Below are 19,705 nucleotides of genomic sequence, written 5' to 3' on the forward strand. Positions count from 1 at the left end.
TTGTACAAGCCAAATTACAATAGACAATATTAAATAGGCTACCAAGTTAACCGAGTTAATAGTTCCATTGTTCAGAGCTATCGGCTATAATACAGTCAGGTAATTTCCAGTGTTTAATTTGGATTTTTGTATGGTTCCTGACGATATTAAGAAAGTCGATAGGCCAAGGAATACGGTGGTGGTTGATACTGGCAGCAAGAGCTCACGACGCTATGCTGTCAGGGAGCGCTCCGGCTACAAAAAGACCTGCAATAACAATGCAGGCCCAAGGAACGGTAAGACTATTGGGTACATAGTTAACGGTCGCTATGTGCCCAAGTCTTCCATCCACCAAGATGTAGTAAAGAACAGAAGAGAGATGCTTCAGTATGGGGCAGCAGCTCTTGTTCATAGTGTATGTAAAGATGTCTATGAAGATCTTAACAAGTGCTTTACTGTTGAGGATGCCAATCGGATTTTCACTATCGCATCACTAAGGGTTACCAATCCAGGTATAGCCTGTAATCGCTACTCTTCCAAAGCTAAAATCAGCTTCATAAGCGTACTTTACCCTTGTATAGGACTGTCCAAAAACAGTGTCAGCTCGCTTATCGAGAATCTTGGTAAGGCACCATCCAGGCTTAAGGAGTACTACTCCCTAAGGCTTGAGCGTGTCAAAGAAGATCAGAACTTAATCTTGGATGGAGTTCTCAAACAGGACACTGGCGATAACTCCCTGTCAATGCCATCAGCAAAGACCCATCTGAAAGGTCACAAAGAAATCTCTGTGATCTATGCATACAATCAGGAGATGTCTGAGGTGGTATGCGCCAAGGTCTACCAGGGGAATATGCTCGATGCAAAGGCTTTCCGTGACTTTATTCTTGATAACAAGATAACCAGAGGCACAATCGTATGTGACAAGGGATTTCCTGTCAGCAAGATTTCTGATCTTCTGGAACGGTACCCTGATCTTCACTACATTGCTCCGATTAAGAGGAATGACAAGCGCATTTCCGAGCACAATATGCTGGCTTGTGACAGTACTGCCATACTCAACAACGGTCATATGGTCATGTACAAGAAGCTTAAACTGGCTGATGGTACATTTATGTACACCGTAAGAGATGTAACAAGAGGAGAAGCCGAAAAGCACGCAATCTTAAACCGCATCAATGACGATACAGCCTCGCTGGATGGTGATAAGTTCCTGGAAAGTATGTGGATTCATGGAACGATTACATTTCTCTCAGACATGGATCTTGATCCATTTGATGTACTTGAGTATTACAGTAACAGATGGCCTCTTGAAATCGAATTTGATCACTACAAAAACACCCTTGATCTGGACATTGCCATGGTTCAATCAAAGCAGGCTGTTATTGGCAATGAGTTTATAAACTTTATTGCTACGCTGATGCTTTGCAAGATCATTTCCCCAATCAAGAAGCTTGAGAAAGACGGAGAATTAACACGACTTTCAATCAGAACCATACTGGAAGATCTCAGTGACATTGACCGTAATGTTGATGCACCTTTTCGCGGTCACATTGATGATGGCTGCTGGAATGTTCCAGCCAGAGACAGTGCATTTGAGCTGCTTGTTAAGCTGGGTCTTGCTGATGCTTCACAAAGTTATTTAGAGAGTATATCTTCTAAAAACGGAAGGTCTCCAAAGTCCAGAACAAGGGCAGCTGACAAGCCTGATGATTATGCATGTAATGAGACAGTAACGGATCTTAAGCCGATTAAACGAGGCCCCGGCCGACCTAAAGGAAGTAAAAACAAAAAGACGCTACTACAAGAGGCGTCTTTTGTTGGACCAATGCCTAAGAAAAGAGGTCGGGGTCGACCTGCTGGCAGTAGGAACAGTAGCCTTGTTGAGTTTGAAGCTGCCTTTGTTGGACCAATGCCTAAGAAAAGGGGACGCGGCCGACCTGCTGGCAGTAGGAACAGTAGCCTTGTTGAGTTTGAAGCTGCCTTTGTTGGACCAATGCCTAAGAAAAGGGGACGCGGCCGACCTGCTGGCAGTAGAAACAGGAAGCTTGTTGAGTTTGAGGCCTCATTTGTTGGTCCAATGCCGGCAAAGCGTAAGCCAGGTCGTCCAGCAGGCTCCAAAAACAAGAGAACCACCACTTCCTTGGAGTCATCATTACCCGTATCTAAAATCTGGCCATGGGCAAAATACTCTCGAAAACATACTAGAGAGTTTCATGCTGCATTTGTAGGACCTATGCCTGCAAAACGACGTCCAGGAAGGCCACCGGGCAGCAAGACTACAAGGGCATATGTCTAACTCTTGACTAAGAATTATGTACATATTTGCATAGATCTATTAATTAGAGAGCTTTTTATAGTTCAAAACTCTGGGAAAGTTTTAATTACTTCGTCAGCATCAATCTGAACCATTGAGTCCTTTGAAGACTCAATGGTTTCAGCAAATCGAATTGTGCGGATAAGACTGCCAGGGTCATACGCACGACCATTTAAATCGTTAAACTCTTTGATTTTCCCGGCAAGATCGCTTTTGTCCATAACTGCCGGAGCTTGACGGCAACGCTCTGTCCATTGGTCAGAATCAAGCGGAAGTCCAGTTGTTGGGCAAAAGCCATTACCTGAGAGAATCTCGTCTCTTTGATGGGTATAAGACTCATGAATTACTTGAGCTGTTGTTTCAACCAGGTCCTTCAGGGTCGAAACACCTAAAACGCAACGACCGTAGTTTATAAGGTTCTTATGAACATGCCTGAATGATGTGTCGGTGAGCTCACTTAGAACGGCATTTTTAAAACGGACAGATCTGAGCGTCAAATTTGGGTTGTAGTTCGGCACAATGGATGTCCCAATAAAGACTTGGAACTCACCTTCGAGACACTGCAAAGTTACTTTCTTGAGGTCTTTTTTTTTGGTCCTTCAGCACCGGAGGTAAGCTTTTTGAACGTGTATGCGGCCATGGCTTCACGGGCATCAGCTACAATGGTTTCCGTCTTGTCGAGGGCGTCCAATATATCGTCCATAGACTCTGGCTCACGGGCAGAACATGCAGGAAAGGAAGAAACTTCGTCAGATGAAACCATCTTGCCACCCTGCCAAACCTGAGCAACTAAAACTATTTTGCAATCATCGTTTTTCTTAGACATACTTGAAGCCTCATTATCACGCTTATCATAGGTATTAAGTATACCATCGACACATGTACGGCCTATTCTCGTCCGTACACGTGGAAAAATATATGTCAAGAAGGCGATCCTTAAAGGCCGGGCTATGATTCATTATTAAGACTTTGCCGAAGAGTCAGCAAATCTGTCCCGGCAGTCTATCATTGAGCAGTCTGCTACCTCTATGCTGATGCAGGCTAACCCCCGTCCACAACTGGGCATATACCTGTCAGGCTAACCCCCGTCCACAACTGGGCATATACCTGTCAGGCTAATCCATCCAGCATAAATCCACAGCTGCTGTAATTGACTGTACCATCTGATCAAAGCCTCCGGTTTGCAAGAGCTGGGGGCTTTTTCGCTTTTACGACTGGTGCCGCTACAGGGCATTTAATGCAATGTGATTCTGACGCGGTCTGGGTTTGTATGGTTCTGGTAAGACATCCTGGTCTGTCCAGGTATTTAAAAATATGGAATTAAAACTCAAAACACGGGGCCAGACAGTGCTTTTTGTTCGATTTTGTGGCCATTTATTCCTAAAGTTTGACGCAGGTACGGTATCGAAGTTAATAGAACTCGGACCGGCCGGTATAATGATAAGGTTAAGCCTTAATCTGTTTTAGGGAATTCAACCATGATCTACAACCACATTACTCTGACTGTTCCTGAAAATGGCGGTGAATACCACGCCCGTGACTTATGTCCTGAAGGAGAGCCTTACCTGTACTTTGTCAGGGAAGAGAGTACTGTCTGCTCATCAGAGAGCGGCGGTTGCTGTGGTGATGAATCTGATGGCAGTAAAGAGAATCGCTGTGCCTGCGGTTCAGGCTGCAGCTGCCGTACCTCTTACAGCAATGATGATCAGTGCTTTCTGGTAGGCCGTATCTGTGGCACAGATGAAAATGGCAAGCTGTTATTTCACCCTGACGAGCAGTACTACCTGCTCAACAAACTGCCTCTTCCTGAGCCAGTTGAAGAATATATTATCAACAGCAAGGACGAGGGCCTTGTTAAGGTACCACGCATGTTCAGCCACTTCCCGGCTCTCATTGAGCTGGCCTACAACCCGGTAGCTGAACCTCCGTTCCCAAGAATTTTCTTTAAGACAGCTCTGCCTGAAATCCAGCCTGAGGATATTATCCGTGGTGACAAGTTCCTTGCTCATGCCGCAAGCAATACCAGCAAACTAACTGATATGATGCTTGAGACTGCTGAAGAGGAGATGGCAGTAAAGCTGCTCGATACCGCTTCTTTCATGGCAACAGGTGCACCAGGCGGCATGGGAGAACTTTATAACTTCGGCCGTATTACAGGACTGCTGGCTCACTCAAATCTGATGGAAGATGATATTCGCGGCATGTTCTCCGCTGTAAGCGAAGACGATACCCGCAAGTTCCTGAAGTTATGGCTCGAGCCACGCAAAGACGATCATGTCATTGCCTGTATTACTCATGCTCCACGCTCCAAGGACAATAACCAGTCCTGTACCCGTTATTTCAAGGCCTGCGATATTGTTACCGACCCTAATGCTGTCAGTAAGGACAACAGTCCACAGCGAATGGTAGTGCTCTACTCCAAGAAGGACTTCAGCCCTGTTTTCTGGCATCGTCCGGAAAATGATGTTGCTGATATTTCAGCCGTTGAAGAGTGCCTGCAGCTGGCTGCAGATGATGGCCTTAAGAATACAGAGACCTGTCGTCTTATTGAGGATATCCGTGCCATGGCCCACTGCCGTGCCCCATGGACCATTGAAGATGAGGCAGAGGGTATTGGCCCTACTGACCAGGCAAACCTCATTGCCCGTCACTTAAGCCGTATGGAGGCCTACATCCGCCCATCATGCTGCACCAACTTCAATGACAGTCCTCTGAGCGCCCGCGCCTTTGTTTTCTTCATGGCCCTGATTATCAGATACCAGATGCGCCATATACTCTATCCAGTACTGCGCAACTTCAACATTGAGTTTGACGAGGCCATTGCCATCATTCGTGAAGTCCAGCTGATCCGTAACGGCCGTAAGCTTACTGTTATCAACGAGCCTGATGCACAGCAGATTGAGCTTATCTACCAGACCGCCAGGGCAGCCGGTTACACTGTCACAAATATTCTGAGTAACCGTCCTGAGTAAGTGCCAGGGTAACAGAAACCTGGTTCGGTGCTACGCATATGAGCGCCTGACCTTATTCCTGGCATATAACGCAAAGAGCCATCCTTTTGGATGGCTCTTCGCTTTTTGGAGGGTACACTACCCCCATCGAGAAAGTATGTATCCCGGCAGCAAGGCAGCCAGATTGCCCCGGCTTTATCTTTTGGAGTGCACTGCTGCCAGCATCTGTTTGTGTACTTTATGGTCAGCTTGAGTTTAGACTTGAATTCTTGATGACAGGAGCTGAATGAGAATATGCGCCTGGTATGGGCCAAGCAGAGAAAGGATGATATTGAAAGGTGTGAGTTGATGTAAAACGAGATGAGATGATATGAGACTTGCTGGTCTTTCAGGCGGGGCCGGTTTTCTTGAGGCCCAGAAACGAAAAAAGCACCCTGATGGTGCTCTTTGAAACTGGTCGGTGATGTAGGATTCGAACCTACGACCCACTGCTCCCAAAGCAGTTGCGCTACCGGACTGCGCTAATCACCGACGGCGCTCATTATAAGCACAGTCACTGAGGCTGTCAACAAAATATTTCGATTTTTTATAAAAACTTCACCGGATCCTGACGCTTACTGAACAAAACTGCAGTCAACAGGCGCTTACAGCGCCTGTTTACAGTTCTGTGTTTTACCTGATTGATGCCTCAGCTGATGGTTCATAAGCTGCTGCCAGGCTGTGTCCGCTGGACTGCCTGTACCCTGGTAAGAATACGGCTCAACCAGTGTGGGTGAAGTTCTATGTCCTGCGCACCGCGCTCTACTGTTGCCACAACAGGAACTGCTGTCATTGCCTCAATCATTCTGCAGTTATCCACATGCATGGCACTGGTCGGTTCGTAGTTATTAAGTATTACGCTGACATTTGCCAGATCAAAGCCCTCTGCCTTAAGTGAGGTCAAGGTCATTACAGTGTTATTAATGCAGCCCAGGGAGGCATCGGCTACAACGACTATGTTCAGAGGTACGGTGCTGTTAATCCAGGCCATAAAGTCGCTGATGGTAAAACACCGGTCGTTGAGGTCGCAAAGCACAGGTGAGCTTTCAGGGTTGCTGCGGGAGAAGGTCTTTGTGTCAGGCACAGCATGAGTGTCAGCGGCGAGCTCACTTTCATCCCTGCTGTTCAGATAAGGACGACGCTCATAAGACCAGCTCAGTGGACAGTAAATACCTCCACTGCCCTCCAGCACGGTCAGCATTACCTGGTCATGCACAGCCTTATAGCCTGCACCTACTGTCTTTATGTCTATAGGAGCAGAGCCCTCATGCTGCTGAGCCAGGTGAGGGGATACGGCCTCAGCATACAGGTAGGATGTAAGAGCACCAGGCTCCTGACCAAGCCCGGCAAAGGAGTTGACCATACCGGCATCAGAGCTTTCAATACTGTCAGCACCGCTTATAGCTGCCTTGTAATACCCTACTGCTCTGATATCACTGCTACAGGCCAGCTCAATGCTCTGCCTTAGCTTGCGGCACAGCAAGGCGGTCACATAGGTTTTACCCACATCGGTACCAGTTCCGGTAACAAACACCGGGCGAAACATTCCAGCTGAAGCGCTCTGTGCTGAAAGTCCTGCCAGTGGATTTACGATATCTGCATTAATCCTGCTGCTCATTGGAGCTCCTTAACCAGTAATAACTTCTCTGTCTCTTAACTGTAAACTGTAAACTGCATTCTGTTCTACCGCACATGCTCCAGACTGTCCCGCCATATTCCTTAGGAAGGACCGGTAATCTCACCTTACTTATGGAGGACCAGTAATCTCACCTTACTTATGGAGGCCCAGTCACCTCTACTGCCAGTCATCCATCATGCCTTATGCAGTACCTGTAGCGCCAAACGAGCCAGGTGAGGCTATGCATGCTGTAAAGAACGTCATGCCGCACGGCGCTAATCCCATGGCACCCGGCACTGTTGCGGTCAGCCTCAGTAGTGGAGACCTGCATTCATGTCAGGCATCTGGTAGAACGCCATTACAGGCTGGACTATGGTACACCCTGATGGCAGCCACTGACACCTCACTGCATAATTGGCTCAATTGCCTTTCAAACCTGCTCAGCACAGGCATCGTGGCAACGGCACGGTGCCATCCACATCACGGCAGCTGAAGTGCCGCAGAGGCATAGCGGCAGCTGTAGTGCCACAGAGGCATGGCGGCAGCGTCATGCAGGCTTTGCCTGACTGGGACACTCTGGCTGATAAGCAACAGGGCCTGCATCCGAAAGGATAACAGGCCCTGTTGTTATTACTGCTATGTTTTACGCTCTGGAAATCTCTGCAGGATTATCCCGGCTCCCTCAGCTCACATGCCAGGTAAACACAGGAGCGCCGGTTTACTTCATGAAGACGAAGTAGACGGCTGCCACCAGACAGATAAAGGCTGCGATGTGGTTCCACTGGAAAGTGGCGGTCTTGAACAAGAAGGTAACAATCAATGAGAACACAATGAGTGATACTACTTCCTGAATAACACGCAGCTGAATAATGTTGAAAGGACCACCATTGTCTATGATGCCCAGGCGGTTGGCCGGGATCAGGAATATGTACTCAAAGAATGCTACGCACCATGAAATCAGAATAATAGCCAGTAAGGGCCAGTCCTTGGCCAGCTCGGTCTGAGAGAGTTTCAGATGGCCATACCAGGCCAGAGTCATAAAGACATTGGAAACAACAAGCAGAAGAACTGTATATAAGCCTTGCATAGGGAAAACATTCCTGAAAAATAGTTGATGTAATAACAGGCTGAGAGGACAGCTGGTGCCCGAAGAACAACACTCAATTACGCCGGTTCAGACCGGCCTCGAAAACGTTTGCAGGAAAAGATTAACAGGCATGGCCAGTATGGCCGCATTTCCCATATTTAAGGGCACTGCACAAAATTTTGAGGTTTATTTTGGGGGCTCACAATATTATCTATTTAACATGACGTTATCAAGCGTTTCAGACACCGTTTTCACCCCCTGTTCAACAGCTGTTCTCTCCAGGACGCATCAGAGCTCACATTGCACCTGCATTGCCCTGTTTACGCCGGTTTTGTCCTGTTTGAGTCAACCTGTATGACATCTGTCGATATATACCTAACACTGCTGCTAATCTCCCTGTAAAAGCAGCCCTTACCAACACTCAGACCGGTTACCTGCCGTACTCTATTCCTGACTCTATACCTGCCAGTGCTTACGCTTCATCCGGTATGCCGTCTGTCACTCCAGTTATGCTCTTTTCCAGAGCTTTATGCCCATACCGTTTGCATACACCAATAGAGATTAACGCCGGCTCGCATGGCATCATCCTGGCTGGTACCGCTACCTGCCGCTCTGTGTTGCCAGTACAGGCCCTGTCACACGTATGTTGCCTTTACAGGCTCTGACACAATCCCTGCCTGGACCTGTCGCCCCTCTGTTGCCTCTACAAGCCCTGTCACATGCCCTGCCATGTCAGCTTATGTTATCTGATGTGCCCTTCTCATACGTGCCTGGGTGCGTGCCTGCCATGGCAATCATTACTGCAGCACCATGTCCTGGTGGCTTCCCATTAGTTGTCCCCTTGCTGAGCTGATTTCTGACGGGCAAGTAACTCGTACCGGGGTATGCATGGGATGGAGTATGACCTCTAATCTGGGGACTTTGTGGTGCCCGGGAGGCTCTGAATGTTTGCGTGCCTGTTCCGGGAATACTGGGATCCAGGATAAATGGCCTTTGCACCTGACTGGAGGAGAAATGGCTGAGGTGAAATGCAGCGTGCCATTTCTGTTATTTCTATTGCAGAGAATGGAGAGCCAAAACATGACGTTTGTCAGCTGCTTTTAGCTGAATGTGCATGCCTTGAGCTGGTGATTTTTGTGCCTGTGCACACCTTGCAGGCAAAACTGGGTAAAATGCGCACCGTTTTTGCACAACGGGCCCTTAGTCACGGTAACTTATTGTGCATTGAACATAGTGATGAAAGTGTTCAGTTAAGATTAATCCAATACAACAATAAAGCTCCAGCGGGCAGCGCCTACAGACATGACAGCCAGGCTGACAGCCACCGCAGTACTCCAGAGACCAGTTACTGATTCCCCTTTTGTCGATATTCAGGGACAGTATGTAAAGCATGAGGAGTTATTACGGACCGGCACAAATGCTCTGCCATGACCCAACTTCTGATTTTGAGTTCTATCGATCAGAAGACGCTGATCAGACCGTAAGGAGCAGGCTTGCTGAAACACAGCAATTTCCGGCATCAGACCGGATGTTTCAGCGGTTTTTACTCAGAACACGGGCTCAAGTACTGAACTGCTGGGAAATCTCTTACCGGAGATTTTTCAGAAAGGACACTACATACCTTGGTAAAGTCTTCAGTACCGGCACTTCAGGGTTACCAATTTCTACCCTGACTTCAGGCCTCCAGGAAAGCATGTTTTGAGGAAAAAAGAAAAGGACAGCTGTTTGTGTGCCTCTTATCTCAAAAAGACGGTCACACTGCTGCCAGGTCGGAGCGCATATCAAAACGCTTAATGTCGCATATCAAAACGACGCGCCCTGTTCAGTTACGAATGATTATCCGGCTGTACCTCATATTTTTTCCCTTTCCTGCCAGACTCGGACAAGCCTCAGGAACAGTGCCACGGGCTCAAGTAAATTTCATCCCTCCAGTGAGTAAGAACAATCAATAAGCCTCTATTTTCATCAAGGTACAATTGAAATGGCGAATTACTTTAATACTCTGAATTTACGCGAGCAGCTGGCTCAGTTAGGCTGTTGCCAGTTTATGGATCGCTCCGAATTTTCTGATGGCTGCAACTACCTCAAGGGCAAGAAAATTGTCATCGTGGGCTGTGGTGCCCAGGGCCTCAACCAGGGCCTTAACCTGCGCGATTCAGGTCTTGACGTGTCCTATGCTCTTCGTGCCGAAGCCATCGAGCAAAAGCGCCAGTCTTTCGTCCGTGCCACCGAAAATGGCTTCAAAGTCGGTACCTATGAAGAATTAATCCCTTCTGCAGATCTCGTTATTAACCTTACTCCTGACAAGCAGCACTCAAAGGTTGTTGAGGCTGTTATGCCTTTAATGAAGCAGGGTTCAGCCCTTGGTTACTCCCATGGCCTGAACATCGTTGAAGTCGGTCAGCAGATCCGTAAGGACATCACCGTAGTCATGATCGCACCAAAGTGCCCAGGCACTGAGGTTCGTGCCGAGTATCAGCGTGGCTTCGGTGTACCTACCCTGTTAGCTGTTCACCCTGAAAATGACCCTGAGGGCAAGGGCTGGGATATTGCCAAGGCATGGGCCAGCGGCACCGGTGGCGATCGCGCCGGATGTCTGCGCTCTTCCTTTGTGGCTGAAGTAAAGTCCGACCTCATGGGCGAGCAGACCATCTTATGCGGCGTTTTACAGGCTGCCTCCATTCTGACTTTCGATATGATGACCGCCAAGGGTGTTGATGCAGCCTATGCCTGCAAGCTCATCCAGTTTGGCTGGGAAACTATCTGTGAAGCTCTCAAGCAGGGCGGTATCACCAATATGATGAACCGTCTTTCCAACCCTGCCAAACTGCGCGCCACTGCTATTGCAGAAGAGTTAAAGGTCAGAATGACTGATCTTTACAACAAGCATATGGACGACATCGAGTCAGGCGAGTTCTCCCGTATCATGATGGAAGACTGGGCCAATGATGATGTCAATCTGCTCACCTGGCGTGAAAACTACGCCAAATCAGGCTTCGAGACTGCACCTGAGTGCCAGACTGCCATTTCCGAGCAGGAATACTTCGACAAGGGTATTTTAATGGTAGCTTTCGTCAAGGCCGGCGTTGAGCTTGCCTTTGAGACCATGACCAGAAGCGGTATTTACGCCGAGTCTGCCTACTATGAGTCTCTGCATGAGCTGCCTTTAATTGCCAACACCATCGCACGTCGTCGCTTATACGAGATGAACGTAGTTATCTCCGATACCGCTGAGTACGGCAACTACCTCTTTGCCAATGCAGCCATTCCGCTCCTGCGCGACTACGTCAACAGCTTTGATCTTGATGTTATGGGTAAGGGCCTGTCCGGCGACAACGGCGTGGACAACCTGGCTCTTATAAAGGTCAACGAGTCTATTTACAACCACCCAATTGAGGTGGTGGGCCGTACCCTGAGAGGCTATATGAGCGATATGAAGGAAATCTCGGTAGGTGACTAATCACCACATATCCGGCTCAAATGCCCGCCGCCTGTAAAGGCGGCCCCCCAGAAAGCCCGAGAAATCGGGCTTTTTTGTCATGATCAGGCCGCTCTCACCTTCAACCAGTCACAAGACTGCTTACCCCGTTATCCCTGTACTTATGCTTCAGACCAACCAGGTCCTGAACATGTCTTTAACAATATGGCTGCAGCATATCAGTCTCAGCCCGGGGTGCACGTCAGGATCTTACTGGCCATCAGGCAGCGTCCTGCGCTATTGCCAATTTCCATCCATCATGTGATTTAACCGGTTATTGTCCTTCTGCCCTATCAGCAGCCAGGCTTTAACACTGTTGCGTACCAGGGCATCGTGTCGCTGCAGGCCCACAGGCCGCATCCTCCGCAGCGCCGCACAGGCTCCCCGCCACCCCCGGCAGTCCATCCGGCCCCGGCGGGCTATCCGGTCCCGGCGAGATATCCGGCCCCGGCGAGATATCCGGCCCCGGCAGCCAATCCAGCCCCGGCGGTCCATAAAATGCCCCAGCTGAGCCCACTGTAGCGAGCATCGGCTCCGTACCCCTGTCGGCAGCATCAGCAAAACTGTCTGAACGCATGCCTGACTGGCTGCAGTAATCACGCCCTGACACGCAAATGAAACTGAGCGTCCTTAGCTGTTAAGGACGGTAAGCTCTGACAGTTACGTTAAAGCCATCAGCCGTATCAGTCTTTAAGGCCTTAGACCATAAGGCCAGAATAACAGCCCACCTGGCGTGTTTATAAGACTGCCTTGCCCTGTCTTTCCTGTAACCATTGTGGATGGCAGCGCATATATTCTTACGGCACTGTTGATAATCATAGGGACTGACCGTACTGTCCCCTTACCCCATTTACCTGATGCTCAGACTTTTGTCCGCATGATCCCGGCAAGGTCAGATCTGCTCTGACCTGCAACTGTACTGCAGCAGGCACTGCTCAGCTGCACTGTGAAATACACAGAGCCCGGCCACGGCACACAAGGTCAGCGCCATGGCCTGCCGCCCTGAGCAGCGGCACTGCCGCCCTGCATAAGTGCCAGGCATACATGCCTGACATGCATGCCAGGACAGATGCAAATGCAGTCGGCTGGATGCTTATGCTGCAGTCCTGATGCTTATGCTGCAGTCCTGATGCTTATGCTGCGGTCTGGATGCTTATGCATCCTGCTGAGATGGCAGTGACGTGCTGTACAGGTTCATGATTGTCGGCCTGTTATTGCGGGGCTTCAGGTCTGCTCTTCAGGACAGCAACTTCACATGAGGTACTTCAGGAGTTCCACTCATGGCTAAAATGTCGGGCGCACAGCAATTAGTGCGCACTTTGGAAGACTTAGGTGTCGAATACCTCTTTGGTTACCCTGGTGGCGCCGTTATTGATATTTACGACGCACTGCATCACTCAGAAAAGATTAAGCATGTGCTGGCCCGCCACGAACAGGGTGCCTGCCACATGGCTGACGGCTATGCCCGTGCAACCGGCAAGACCGGCTTTTGCCTTGTGACCTCAGGTCCTGGCGCTACCAATGCCGTAACTGCCATTGCCACAGCCTATGCTGACTCCGTTCCAATGGTGGTGATTACCGGTCAGGTGGCTACAAACCTTATTGGTACTGACGCCTTCCAGGAAGTGGACACCATCGGTATTACCCGTCCTATAGTCAAGCACTCTTTCCTGTGCAAAACTCCTCAGGACATTCCAAAGTATGTACGTCAGGCCGCCTATATTGCCTCCACAGGCAAGCCAGGACCTGTAGTAGTAGATATTCCTAAAAACTGCGTAGGCTTTGCCTCCAACGGCTCGGTATTCCCTCCACTGAGCGAAGATGCTCTCAAGATGGTCACCTATAACCCTACCACCCGTGGTCACAAGGGACAGATTCGCCGTGCCGTCAAACAGTTAAGCCGTGCCATGCGTCCAGTAATTCTGGCAGGCGGCGGCGCTATTGTAGGCAATGCCACCGATAACCTCATGAAGGTAGCAGAACGCTTTGATCTGCCGGTAGCCTGTACCCTCATGGGTCTGGGTGCCATTCCAAAGTCATCCCGGCACTTCCTGGGCATGGTAGGCATGCATGGCACCTGGGCTGCCAACAATGCCATGGCACAGAGCGATCTTATCTTCTGCTGCGGTGCCCGTTTTGATGACCGCGTCACCAACAACGTCAAGAAGTTCTGCCCTGATGCCCGCATTATCCACATCGACATCGATCCTTCAGCCATCTCCAAGATTATTGAAGCAGATCTGCCTATCGTGGGCGATGCATCCACTATCCTCAATCAGATTCTGCAGATGGCTGATGAAATCGGCGTAACTGCTGAGGATAACGAGCGCCTCAAGCCATGGTGGGATACCATCAACAGCCTGCGTCAGTTAAACTGCCTGCAGTACTCTGCCCAGCCTGATATCTGTCACCCTGCTCAGGTTATTGAGGCTATTTCCCGCGCCACCAGAGACAAGGATGTCATCATCGCCACTGACGTAGGTCAGCACCAGATGTTCACAGCCCTGTACTATGACTTTGAGCGTCCACGTACCTTCCTGACTTCAGGTGGTCTGGGCACCATGGGTTACGGCTTCCCGGCTGCAGTAGGCGCCAAGATTGCCCGTCCTGAGGCTGAGGTAATTCTCATTACCGGTGACGGCTCATTCCAGATGAATATTCAGGAGCTGTCCACCTGTCTTGAGTACAATGTTCCGGTAAAGATCTTCATTGTCGACAACCATACCCTGGGCATGGTTCGTCAGTGGCAGACCATGTTCTACCAGGAGCGCATTACCCAGACCAACCTCAACTTCAATCCTGACTTTGTCAAAGTTGCCGAGGCCTATGGCCATACCGGCATTTTAGTAGGCAAGCCTGAAGAGCTTGAGCCTGCCATTGAAAAGGCCCTGTCCATCAAGGACAGACTGGTAGTGGTAGATATCATGTGTCAGACAACGGCCAACGTTCTGCCAATGCAGAAGACTGCCGGTGCCATGGACGAAATGGTACTGCCTAACAACGAAGATTCAGCCGCCAAATAACCAGACCACCTCCATACCACAGCGCACTCACTGAACATAATTAATGCGCCTCCTGGCCGCCCCGGCCCCCAGGCCAGCCCGCCTGCTGCGCAGCTGCCGCTGCAAATGCAGAGCATGATGCCGCACCTGCCCCGCAGGCCAGTGGCAAGCGGCTGGCATTACAGCTCACAGCCAGTGCCCATTACCAGGCTGCAGGCCATGAGCTACAAGGGCAGAGTGCACGGCAGCATCAACGCAGCTGCACTCATGACCGGCTGCCTTCTGCACATTGCCTTATGCATGCTGCCTTGCAGCCGTGTGCAGCAAGCCGCCAGGGTGCAGCACTGACAGAGCCGTTAACTGCGACAGGCACTGACTGTCACAGGAAAGTGCAACAAAATGCTTAAGTGAAAGCCTCAGGTATGGAATGGCAAAGCAAGGATAATTCTATGCGTCATTTGATCTCTATACTGCTGGAAAATGAGACTGGTGCCTTGTCCCGTGTGGTAGGTCTGTTTTCTCAGCGTGGCTACAATATCGAAACTATTTCTGCCGCTCCGACAGAAAATCCGCGCATGTCCCGCATCACCATTTCCACCATTGGTGATGATATCGACATTGAGCAGATTAAAAAGCAGATTCACAAGCTGGTAAATGTGCACACAGTATCAGCCCTGGTCGACGGCAAGAGCGAAGAGAACATGGTGCTCGAGCTGGTGTTCGTCAAGGTCAAGGCCAATACCAATGCCATGCGCGACAACATCAAGCGCACCGCCGACATCTTTGATGCCCGCATTGTTGACGTCTCAAGTGAGTCCTATACTGTATGCCTCAGTGCCGGCCACCCCAAGACCCGTCGCCTGCTCAAGGCCCTGCAGGACCAGACTGAAATTCTGGAGATGGTAAGCTCCGGCCTCGTAGCCATAAGCCGTGGCTCCAAGGCCCTTGGCAACCGCCGCAGCGCTGGCAACGACGACTAACTCCGGCTCCGCTGCAGCCGCCTGGCAGCGGCGCCCGCGTGCACAGCAGGCGCATGGCACCGGCTGTGCACGGCATGCATGGCATGTACTGCACTCTACCGGCGCGCTGAGGGTCCCAAAAAGATTTGTACCTGACTAAAATTAAATCAGGGCCCATGCCCTGCCAAATACCACTGGACTCACCTCCAGTGGTATTTTTATTTTGCAGGCCAACATGATCCCCAAACCGCTCTGAAAATCCCCTTACCAGGCCGCCGGTAATCAGATTTCAGCAATGACACTCTTCTAAATATATTGCAAAGCTTCTGCTCACAGTATTTCTCCCCGTAATGCTGATCCGTCTTTGCAGCAGCGTGACCGCCCGACATACTGACTTAATCCCCTCCCTGAGTGCATCCGGCTGTACTCACTTACGTCCCTGATCACGCCCATACCCACGCCCTTTCCTTGCTAACTTACGCCCTTCCTTACATACATACTGACTGCCATCTCACTCATGCTTCATGCCTGAACATGCCTCAGGCCTGTTAATCATCAATGAAGAGCTCCACTGTTGCGTTGTGTCTCACTTACCCAACATATCAACCGCGCCTCACTGGTTGCCTGCCTCACAATTAGCAGGATTGCAGCTGCTGACTATGCTCAGGAGATATGTTCCCAACATCCATGCATTAAGTCTATATGCTCCGCATGTACTCTCTTGCCTGCATGTGACTTATATCCCTGTTGTAATGCATATCATGCATTTAACTCATGGCCATTATGCGCCCAATTTCATAAATATAATATGTTTTGTAAAGAATAATTTGTTATGTCAGGTGATAACCCACATATCTTCATGAACTTAATACTGCAGCTGATGGCCGCATGTACTGTTGCACCACCATGGCATGAAGCTACTGGTTAAGAGCTCGTGCCAGCGCTTATTGCTATAAGAGTTATCATCATGAGCCCTGTCCGTCGCTCCTGGAAATACCATACCCTGCAATGCATTACATCCTGACGAATATTCATTACATAATGTTATGTAAAGAGCTACTAACGGAACTGGCCAGCTATACTCATTTATGACATCAGTTTACAGACTTGAGAGGTACTGTATGCATGGGAGTGACTGAAGAGGCACTGCAATGTGCATCGTACGGGTAAGGTGAAAGGGATGGTTACGCTTTGAAAGCCAGGGACCAGCTGTTGTAATGGAACAGACTTCGCTGATGGCTGTATTAATTTGTCCCGGCATTACCTGGCACTGACATGGCACTGACATGGCGAACGAGCCAGCTAAAAGGATTTACTTCAAGGCATTGCCTGGAATTAATGAGCAAGTGGCGTTACAAATGACCAGGGATGGCCATCAGGTGAAAGCCAGGCAGATGAATGAATGAATGAATGAATGAATGACTGTATAGCGAATTGCTGGATGGACGTGATCAAAGTAACATGAGGCCTGCTGCTTTGGGGATGAATCAGCGCAGAATGGCAATTACATAGTAAGGGTGCCAGGTAAGGCAGACGCCCTTTTGACTGGCATAGAGCTGCTCATAGCGCGCCAGCAGCTGGCGGAACCGTCCGGCACTCAGAGGAGTGGAGCTCAGTGCTGTTACTCCCGTGTCCCGCAGAGAACGGAAGAGCTCCAGGGCACCAGGGAAATACTGATGCTGCACATCAAAGACAATTTCATATTCGCCCGGCAGAGCCACCTGTGCCACAGCCTGTTCTATCTGCTGGCAAGTGAGATAATCAAGGCTCAGGCCCGCCATATCACGAATCTGGGCAAAGTTGCCCTCATAAAATGAGGAGAATGCCAGAACGGTAGCCCCCTGGCTGCGGCTTGACTGGCAGCAACTCATGCCAGACTGGCTTGAACTGAAGCCCGACTGGCGGCAACCCATGCCAGACTGGCTGGAGCTGCTGCCCGGCTGGCTGGAGCTGCCCTTAGCAAGTACTGAGCAATGCTGCAGGGCATCAGGCAGTGAGCTGAACCACTGGAAAGCGGCATTGCTGACGATAAGGTCAAAAGGCTGCTCCAGAACGTCACTGTCAGCAGCGCTCAGTTCCATGGCATTACCGCACACATAGCTAAGCTCAGGATGTGCCTGCACAGGGTAGTTGAGGCTTTCCTTGCTCAGCTGTGCCTCTGAGGCTGCCTGACGTCCGGCAATGGCCTGCAGATTATGCTCAATCATGGCCATGCTGAGGTCATTAAGACACAGCTGGGAAACAGGCAGATTATTGAGCAGCTGAGCTGTGAAATTGCCCGGGCCACAGCCAATCTCCAGCACGCGCATTCCGGCATGCCCCATTGGCATCATGTCATGCTTATCTCCAGCCTCGCCGCATGCAGCAGCTGAGCAGGCGGCAGCGGCGGCGCCAGCTGCGGCGGCTGAGTAAGCTGAGTCAGCTGCGGCTGCATGGGCCGCTGCGTCAGAACTGCCATGACTGTAACCATTGCATGTGGCCGGGCTGCCCTGGCAGCCGGTAGCTGTCAGTGCTGGTATCAGCCGGGATCTGCTGCTCAAAAAGGATTTGAGCAGTGTGCACAGGCGGGCACCCATGGCATTTTGCATGTGGGCATGCTGCTCATAGGTTGGTGCTGCACGGGAAAAGGAACGCTGCAGAAAGTTAAGGTCAATGTTCATATGGCCAAAAACAAATTCTGCTCTTACAGGCCGGAGATCAGGACAGGATAATCTGCCCTGCAGCGCAGGTCGGCAGAATCGAAAAGCATAAGGATAAACAGCTGGTTGCCCGCAGCAATACACAGGTAATTCGCAGCATTCAGGGCAAAAAAGTAACGGGCACGGGGCAAGGGGCACTGCGGCATATGGAACAGTGTCTTATCATCAGGCAGTGCCTTGATGTGCTGATGCTACAGCCTGCAGCACAGCTGGACGCTGGCGCTCTGAAAGTGCTGATGCTGCAGCACAGCTGGACGCTGGCTCTCTGAAAGTGCTGATGCTGCAGCACAGCTGGGCGCTGGCGCTCTGAAAGTGCTGATGCTACACCGCAGCTGGACGCTGGCGCTCTGGAGCTGCCATGATAAAGCCAAAGAGCTCCGGGCAAAGATGGGCAGCGTGGACCAGCTTCAAGGTAAAGCCGGCCGCCTTTGACTGTGCGCTCTCTTGACGGGCCTGACCTCCAAGGCGCATCAGGCCATAGCTGTGCCAGTAATGGTACTGGGCTGCAGGAGGGATGATGACATCGCCAAGAGATACCCATGCCTCATCAAAGTAAAATGCCGCCGCCTCAAGTGAGGAAAAGTCATCACTTACAGGGCAGGTATCAGGAGCATCGTCAAGCTTTACAAAAGGCATGAACCTGAGCTCACAGCGATATTCATCCACGCTGCGGGTGCTGCGGACAGCATCGGCAAGAGCCCGGCACTGGGCTGAAACACGGTAAATTGCTGAATCGTCTACATCCTCAACCTGCTCAACACCAATTTCAGCTGCTTTGGCGTAGGTGCACATGTTTTTGACAAAGTGCTTATGCATCAGGGCAGAGAAGCGATCCAGAGTAGCATCATAAACTGGCGGGTCGATACCAAAGTTCATATCAACACTGAGCACAGTACCATTGACTGCAACTGCATGGACAATACGGCTGCGCAGCACCTCAAGGTGCTCAGCCAGCGCCCGCACAATACGCACTCCAAAACTCCAGGCAACAATCTCAATTTCCTGGTAGGAAGCACACAGCGCCTCAAGAGCACGGCAGTCCATGTCAGTCACATCAAAGCTTTCGCCCTGAGCAACAGCATCGCCATCCAGTCCCTGAGAGTAGTTGCAGATAATATACAGGTCCAGTACGCCGCCCGCTCCCTTGCCGCCGTTACTGACGGCACCGGATGCAGCTCCGGCCGCTGCTGCGCCAGCTGCAGCTCCGGCCGCTGCTGCGCCGGCAGCTGTTGCGCTGGCGGCAGTTGCCCGGACACGGGCCACCTGACCGTAGACCTTTTTAACCGCCACTGGCTCAGCAGCATCCTTATGAGCACACATAATCTCACTTAAAGTCTTGCCATCCTGAGCAAAGCCGGCAAAGAACATGCGGGCACGGCTGCCTGATATCTGAGCTGACTGCTGAGAGCTGAGCAGACGGCAGCTGTTATCACTGAGGCTGATCTGATAAATGTCCATGACTGACCCTTGCAAAGAATGGAAAAGAAAGGCGACTGAACGCGACTTACGGAAGCTGCAGCATGCCCCGGCATTTAAACCGTACTGGCAAAGCCCTTACGGACAGGCGGTTTACATCGCA

General features: G+C 50.5%; 12 protein-coding genes, 1 tRNA gene and 1 pseudogene. 7 read left to right on the top strand and 7 right to left on the bottom strand.

Features of this window, described 5'->3' with window-relative positions:
- The first annotated feature begins 130 nt into the window (after window positions 1–130).
- Complete coding sequence (locus tag MXE41_RS06755; protein WP_247099956.1) at window positions 131–2,275, top strand: transposase; 2,145 nt, start codon at window positions 131–133, stop codon at window positions 2,273–2,275.
- 62 nt (window positions 2,276–2,337) lie between these two features.
- On the opposite strand, the gene MXE41_RS06760 is transcribed toward MXE41_RS06755, so the two are convergent.
- Together MXE41_RS06760 and MXE41_RS06765 are read right to left on the bottom strand one after the other, a co-directional pair.
- Window positions 2,338–2,811 carry a hypothetical protein gene (locus tag MXE41_RS06760; RefSeq protein ID WP_246977183.1) on the bottom strand — a complete coding sequence of 158 codons (474 nt, stop codon included), beginning with the start codon at window positions 2,809–2,811 and terminating at the stop codon, window positions 2,338–2,340.
- A gap of 50 nt (window positions 2,812–2,861) precedes the next feature.
- Window positions 2,862–3,119 (bottom strand): hypothetical protein, encoded by a 258-nt coding sequence (locus MXE41_RS06765; protein WP_247099957.1) that lies wholly within the window; start codon window positions 3,117–3,119, stop codon window positions 2,862–2,864.
- Between the two features lie 151 nt (window positions 3,120–3,270).
- On the opposite strand from MXE41_RS06765, the pseudogene MXE41_RS13220 reads away from it, so the two are divergent.
- Window positions 3,271–3,375 (top strand): annotated as a pseudogene (locus tag MXE41_RS13220) (flagellin); the annotation flags it as partial.
- A 396-nt stretch (window positions 3,376–3,771) separates the two neighbouring features.
- Complete coding sequence (locus tag MXE41_RS06775; RefSeq protein ID WP_246977181.1) at window positions 3,772–5,265, top strand: hypothetical protein; 1,494 nt, start codon at window positions 3,772–3,774, stop codon at window positions 5,263–5,265.
- 433 nt (window positions 5,266–5,698) lie between these two features.
- Here MXE41_RS06775 and MXE41_RS06780 read toward each other — a convergent pair.
- From MXE41_RS06780 to MXE41_RS06790, 3 genes are all read right to left on the bottom strand, one after another.
- Window positions 5,699–5,775 (bottom strand) — tRNA-Pro (locus tag MXE41_RS06780).
- Window positions 5,776–5,944: 169 nt separating this feature from the next.
- Window positions 5,945–6,901, bottom strand: a complete 957-nt coding sequence (locus MXE41_RS06785; protein ID WP_246977180.1) for a dethiobiotin synthase — start codon at window positions 6,899–6,901, stop codon at window positions 5,945–5,947.
- A 718-nt stretch (window positions 6,902–7,619) separates the two neighbouring features.
- Window positions 7,620–7,988, bottom strand: coding sequence for a DMT family protein (locus MXE41_RS06790; RefSeq protein ID WP_247099958.1), 369 nt, complete (start codon window positions 7,986–7,988; stop codon window positions 7,620–7,622).
- Window positions 7,989–9,016: 1,028 nt separating this feature from the next.
- On the opposite strand from MXE41_RS06790, the gene MXE41_RS06795 reads away from it, so the two are divergent.
- The 4 genes from MXE41_RS06795 to ilvN all read left to right on the top strand — a co-directional run bounded on the left by MXE41_RS06795 (window position 9,017) and on the right by ilvN (window position 15,448).
- Entirely contained in the window at window positions 9,017–9,340 is a 324-nt protein-coding gene (locus MXE41_RS06795; RefSeq protein ID WP_246977178.1) for a hypothetical protein, read from the top strand.
- A gap of 629 nt (window positions 9,341–9,969) precedes the next feature.
- On the top strand, window positions 9,970–11,448 hold the full coding sequence (ilvC, locus tag MXE41_RS06800) for a ketol-acid reductoisomerase (RefSeq protein WP_246977177.1): 1,479 nt from the start codon (window positions 9,970–9,972) through the stop codon (window positions 11,446–11,448).
- A 1,298-nt stretch (window positions 11,449–12,746) separates the two neighbouring features.
- Entirely contained in the window at window positions 12,747–14,489 is a 1,743-nt protein-coding gene (gene ilvB / locus MXE41_RS06805) for a biosynthetic-type acetolactate synthase large subunit (protein ID WP_246977176.1), read from the top strand.
- 428 nt (window positions 14,490–14,917) lie between these two features.
- Window positions 14,918–15,448 (top strand): acetolactate synthase small subunit, encoded by a 531-nt coding sequence (gene ilvN, locus MXE41_RS06810; RefSeq protein WP_246977175.1) that lies wholly within the window; start codon window positions 14,918–14,920, stop codon window positions 15,446–15,448.
- Between the two features lie 1,466 nt (window positions 15,449–16,914).
- Here ilvN and MXE41_RS06815 read toward each other — a convergent pair.
- Window positions 16,915–18,087 (bottom strand): methyltransferase, encoded by a 1,173-nt coding sequence (locus tag MXE41_RS06815; protein WP_247099959.1) that lies wholly within the window; start codon window positions 18,085–18,087, stop codon window positions 16,915–16,917.
- Between the two features lie 360 nt (window positions 18,088–18,447).
- Entirely contained in the window at window positions 18,448–19,584 is a 1,137-nt protein-coding gene (locus MXE41_RS06820; protein WP_247099960.1) for a pimeloyl-ACP methyl esterase BioG family protein, read from the bottom strand.
- Between the last annotated feature and the right edge of the window lie 121 nt (window positions 19,585–19,705).

This window comes from Anaerobiospirillum sp. NML120449 (assembly GCF_023051105.1).
Lineage (GTDB): Bacteria > Pseudomonadota > Gammaproteobacteria > Enterobacterales > Succinivibrionaceae > Anaerobiospirillum.

Excerpts from the sequence above, each read along its gene's own strand:
- MXE41_RS06815 (WP_247099959.1), bottom strand. The coding sequence starts at position 18,087 with ATGAACATTGACCTTAACTTTCTGCAGCGTTCCTTTTCCCGTGCAGCA.
- MXE41_RS06775 (WP_246977181.1), top strand. The coding sequence starts at position 3,772 with ATGATCTACAACCACATTACTCTGACTGTTCCTGAAAATGGCGGTGAA.
- MXE41_RS06820 (WP_247099960.1), bottom strand. The coding sequence starts at position 19,584 with ATGGACATTTATCAGATCAGCCTCAGTGATAACAGCTGCCGTCTGCTC.
- ilvC (WP_246977177.1), top strand. The coding sequence starts at position 9,970 with ATGGCGAATTACTTTAATACTCTGAATTTACGCGAGCAGCTGGCTCAG.
- MXE41_RS06765 (WP_247099957.1), bottom strand. The coding sequence starts at position 3,119 with ATGTCTAAGAAAAACGATGATTGCAAAATAGTTTTAGTTGCTCAGGTT.
- MXE41_RS06790 (WP_247099958.1), bottom strand. The coding sequence starts at position 7,988 with ATGCAAGGCTTATATACAGTTCTTCTGCTTGTTGTTTCCAATGTCTTT.
- MXE41_RS06795 (WP_246977178.1), top strand. The coding sequence starts at position 9,017 with ATGCAGCGTGCCATTTCTGTTATTTCTATTGCAGAGAATGGAGAGCCA.
- MXE41_RS06755 (WP_247099956.1), top strand. The coding sequence starts at position 131 with ATGGTTCCTGACGATATTAAGAAAGTCGATAGGCCAAGGAATACGGTG.
- ilvN (WP_246977175.1), top strand. The coding sequence starts at position 14,918 with ATGCGTCATTTGATCTCTATACTGCTGGAAAATGAGACTGGTGCCTTG.
- ilvB (WP_246977176.1), top strand. The coding sequence starts at position 12,747 with ATGGCTAAAATGTCGGGCGCACAGCAATTAGTGCGCACTTTGGAAGAC.
- MXE41_RS06785 (WP_246977180.1), bottom strand. The coding sequence starts at position 6,901 with ATGAGCAGCAGGATTAATGCAGATATCGTAAATCCACTGGCAGGACTT.